This is a genomic window from Bifidobacterium sp. UBA4282 (assembly GCF_002394995.1).
In the GTDB taxonomy this organism is placed as follows: domain Bacteria; phylum Actinomycetota; class Actinomycetes; order Actinomycetales; family Bifidobacteriaceae; genus Bifidobacterium; species Bifidobacterium pullorum_B.
On sequence record NZ_DGVO01000008.1, the window covers coordinates 4,500 to 5,356 of the forward strand.

General features: G+C 58.8%; 1 protein-coding gene. It reads left to right on the plus strand.

Going from position 1 to position 857, the window contains the following annotated elements:
• Positions 1 to 117: 117 nt before the first annotated feature.
• Positions 118 to 857 (plus strand): DUF3472 domain-containing protein (locus tag B4C31_RS00935; RefSeq protein ID WP_291530963.1); only part of this gene is annotated, 740 nt, incomplete at its 3' end.

Genomic DNA, 857 nt, shown 5'->3' on the forward strand with positions numbered 1-857 from the left:
GGCCCCTCCCTGGGAGGGGAGTAATTACCTGCGGTTGGGTGTCGCGCATATTTGCGCGAATCATCTCCGCTTCAAGGCCTGTCAAGACTTGATAACTAATCAAAAGAAACAACTACGATGAAGAAAGTCATCAGCCTACTTTTCGCAATACTATCTATTTCTTCCCAGTTTTCCCTATCCTCCCAAGTAATTACTCCCCTCCCTTTAGGGAGGGGCAGGGGGGAGAGTCTTGAAGAGTCTTTCACCTGGCAATCCCACCCCGACACCATCTGGCCAGCCCGCCACTACCGCGAGTTCGAGGGCGACTGGTCCGGCGACCAGATGACGAAAGCCTGGATTGACTGGAAGCACCCTGAAGGCACCATCCTCGTTTACGGACTGCACTTCCCCAAGGGCTACGTGCGCGCCGACGCCCTCTTCCAGGCTCAGTCCGGCAAGCACGTCACATTCAACGTCCGCATTGTGCACCCCGCCACGGGCACCGTGGTCCTCGAGCACAGCGCCACCAGCACCAAGACCTCGACGTCTGAACAGCGCATGGAGATCATGCCGCCGACGGACATGCCCTACGACGGATGGTACCGCTTTGAGCTCACTTGTCCCGATGGGGTCAACACCCTCGGCCGGCTGAACATCATGGAGTTCCAGCGCGAGTCCAGCCTGAAGATCACCGACTCCGAAATCTTCATGGCGCCCAGCGTGCACCTCTGGTGGAGCACCACGGTGCCAGGCGCTCCTTCCGGGCAGGCCTACGACTGGACCTACCTCGAAGTGATGTACCCCAGCGCCTACCGCCACGTGGCCACCTACCAGATGGCCATCGGAACGGACGTAGGCTATTCCGGAATTCAGATGCC